Genomic DNA, 3,015 nt, shown 5'->3' on the forward strand with positions numbered 1-3,015 from the left:
CCCCGGACAGACCAGTGCCCACACCCTGCGTCGATGCCAGGTCCACGCGGTCTGCCAGGGCCCGTTGACCTCGGGCAGATCCCGCCACGGAGTCCCGCACCTGCACCGGCAGATGATCGCTTCGACCATCGTGTGGACATTCGAGAAGGGTCGACCCTGCCGGCCCGTGCGGTCTGGAGCAGCGGGGCGATCAGCTCCGATCGGGCATCGGAGACGACGTGCAACCGGGACATGGCTCCCCGGATCTCAGCGGGTCCCTGGAGCCATTCTCAGACACGCCCTAGGCCATCTCCAGCGCCGAGGCCCGCCTCACAACAGAGGAGGTCCTCGCTGCTCACTCCGGCCGGGCCGGCCGACGTCGTCGTGGGCTGGGGTGACGGCCTGTCCGGACTGCTGGCGTTCATCACGCAGATGGCGCTCGTGCTCATGCTCGGCCACATCCTGGCGAACACCGGTCCGGTGCGCCGCCTGCTCGCCCGGCTCGCCAGCATTCCCCGCACGCCCCTGGCCGCCTACATCTTCGTGTTCGTGGTGGCGGCGGCGGCCTCCCTCATCACGTGGGGCCTGGGCCTGGTGGTCGGTGCGCTGCTGGCCAAGGAGGTCGCGGCGCAGGCCCGTGAGCGCGGGCTGGTCCTGCACTTCCCGATGCTGGTGGCCGCCGGGTTCTCCGGGTTCGTGGTGTGGCACATGGGGTACTCGGGCTCCGGCCCGCTGACGGCCGCCACCCCCGGTTCGTTCCTCACGGAGAGCCTGGACGGCCGGACGGTCCCGGTCTCGGAGACCACCTTCTCCTGGTGGAACATCACCGCCGCCGTGGTGACCGTGCTCGTCGTGGCCCTGGCCCTGTTCCTCGTCGCCCCGCGCGCCGGGGACCGGATCGTGGAGCTGGAGATCGACGCGCGGGACCAGGACGCGGTGTCCGCACCGGAGATCGAGACGCCGGCGGACCGTCTCGACGCCTCCCGTGTCCCCACGCTCCTCGTCGGCGCCATGCTCGTGACCTATCTGGTGATGCACTTCGTCGGCGGCGGCACCCTCACCCTGGACATCGTCAACTGGTCCTTCCTCGCGCTGATCCTGCTGCTGGTGCGCAGCCCGCACGAGCTGATCGGCCTCACCCAGGGGGCCGCGTCCAACGTGGGCGAGATCCTGCTGCAGTTCCCCCTCTACGCGGGCATCCTCGGCATGATGACGACCACCGGCCTGGTGGCGGTGCTCTCGGACGCCTTCGTGGCGATCTCGAACCCGGTGACGTTCGGCCTGCTGGCGTTCCTGGCCGCGGGCCTCGTGAACTTCTTCGTCCCCTCCGGCGGCGGACAGTTCGCCGTGCAGGGCCCGATCATGCTCCAGGCCGGCGACGCGCTCGGCGTGGACCCGGCCATCACCATCATGGCCGTCTCCTACGGCGACCAGTGGACCAACATGATCCAGCCGTTCTGGGCGATCCCCCTTCTGGCGATCGCCGGCCTGAAGATGCGCGACATCCTGGGGTACACCACGGTCGTGCTGCTCGCGTCGGGGCTCGTCTTCGGCGGCACACTCCTGCTCGTCTCGCTCTGAGCCGGCCGGCCGATGCGGGCCGGGTCCGGACAGACGAAGGACCCCGGGATCACCGGGGCCCTTCGCCTGTCATCACTCGCACCTTCATCACTCGCACCTCGATGAAGTGGTTCCACCGTACGAACCGAGCATGGGCGCAGCCGTCACGCAGCCTGGCAGTTGCCTGGCAATGGCCGCCTCAGCCCAGTGCACCGCCGGACTCGGCCAGGTAGCACGTGCCGCACAGAGACTCGTAGGTCACCTGAACACCGTCGATCGCCACCTGGTCCCCCTCGAACACGAAGTGCTCGGCGCCCGTGGTCGGGTCCACGACCTTGCGCGTGTTGAACACCGCCTTCCGGCCGCACCGGCAGATGGTCTTCAGCTCCTCGAGGGAGTGCGCCAGCTCCAGCAGCCGCGCGGAGCCCGGGAAGGAGCGGGTGCGGAAGTCGGTGCGCAGCCCGTAGGCGATCACGGGGACGCCGTCGAGCACGGCGATGCGCAGCAGGTCGTCCACCTGCGCCGGCTCGAGGAACTGTGCCTCGTCCACGAGCAGACACGCCACGGGCGGAGCCTCCACGTGCCCCACGAGGGCGTCCGGGTCGTCACCGGTGGCGTGCCGGCGGAACAGCTCCCGCACGTCCGCTCCCGCCGGGACGAGGAAGTCCACGGCGCGGGTCACACCGAGGCGGGACACGACGTCGCCCTCCCCCTTCACGTCGACCTCCGGCTTGGCCAGCAGCACCCGCTGGCCGCGCTCCTCGTAGTTGAAGGCGGCCTGCAGCAGGCCCGTGGACTTGCCGGAGTTCATGGCCCCGTAGCGGAAGTAGAGCTTGGCCACGGCTCCGCTCAGCCCTGGGCGCGGCCCTGGTCGGCCTCGATCTGCTCCGCGGCCGTGGGGTCCGAGTCCCGCAGGAAGGTGCGGATGCGCTCGACCTCCTCGGACTCCCCGATCCCGGCGGCCGCGCGGCCCAGCGCGTACAGGGCGCGCAGGAAGCCGCGGTTGGGCTCATGGGCGTACGGCACCGGGCCGGCGCCGCGCCACCCCGCCCGGCGCAGCGCGTCCAGGCCCCGGTGGTAGCCGACGCGGGCGTACGCATAGGAGTCCACGGTCCGACCCTCGGCCCACGCGTCCTCCGCCATGAGCGCCCACACCAGGGAGGACTCGGGCGCCACCGGCACGATGTCCTCGGGCAGGTCACCGGCCTCGAGCCGGGCCAGCACCTCCGGCTCCTCCGGCAGGTGCGTGGCCGGCGGCTCCATCAGGTTCTTGCCGATCAGGGACTCGGACATGGGATGCCTCTTCTCCTCGCGGACGATGCGGTCGCGGCCGAGTCTATCGACGGCGCCGGACGCCGGACGGGTCGCCGTCGCCGTCCCCGCGTCCAGGACGGTCCGGTACCGTAGGCGCAGCGTCCGTCCGCAGCCCCACGCTCCCGGGGCCGGGCCGCCGATCCGCTGGGCGCCGCGGCGGTA

Annotated in this window: 2 protein-coding genes and 2 pseudogenes; 1 reads left to right on the plus strand and 3 read right to left on the minus strand. The window is 71.3% G+C overall.

What is annotated here, in order from left to right:
* A pseudogene (locus tag QL983_RS07965) lies at positions 1–233 on the minus strand (transposase); the annotation flags it as partial.
* Between the two features lie 97 nt (positions 234–330).
* On the opposite strand from QL983_RS07965, the pseudogene QL983_RS07970 reads away from it, so the two are divergent.
* A pseudogene (locus tag QL983_RS07970) lies at positions 331–1,560 on the plus strand (TIGR00366 family protein); the annotation flags it as partial.
* A 178-nt stretch (positions 1,561–1,738) separates the two neighbouring features.
* Here the strand turns inward: QL983_RS07970 and QL983_RS07975 are convergent.
* The gene (locus QL983_RS07975; protein ID WP_087115174.1) at positions 1,739–2,380 is read right to left on the minus strand and encodes a thymidine kinase; all 642 of its coding nucleotides are present in this window, start codon (positions 2,378–2,380) and stop codon (positions 1,739–1,741) included.
* A gap of 8 nt (positions 2,381–2,388) precedes the next feature.
* Complete coding sequence (locus QL983_RS07980; protein WP_230260464.1) at positions 2,389–2,832, minus strand: DUF3151 domain-containing protein; 444 nt, start codon at positions 2,830–2,832, stop codon at positions 2,389–2,391.
* Positions 2,833–3,015: the final 183 nt, after the last annotated feature.

The sequence above is a fragment of the Micrococcus sp. APC 4021 genome (assembly GCF_030407635.1).
Classification (GTDB): Bacteria; Actinomycetota; Actinomycetes; order Actinomycetales; family Micrococcaceae; genus Micrococcus; species Micrococcus luteus.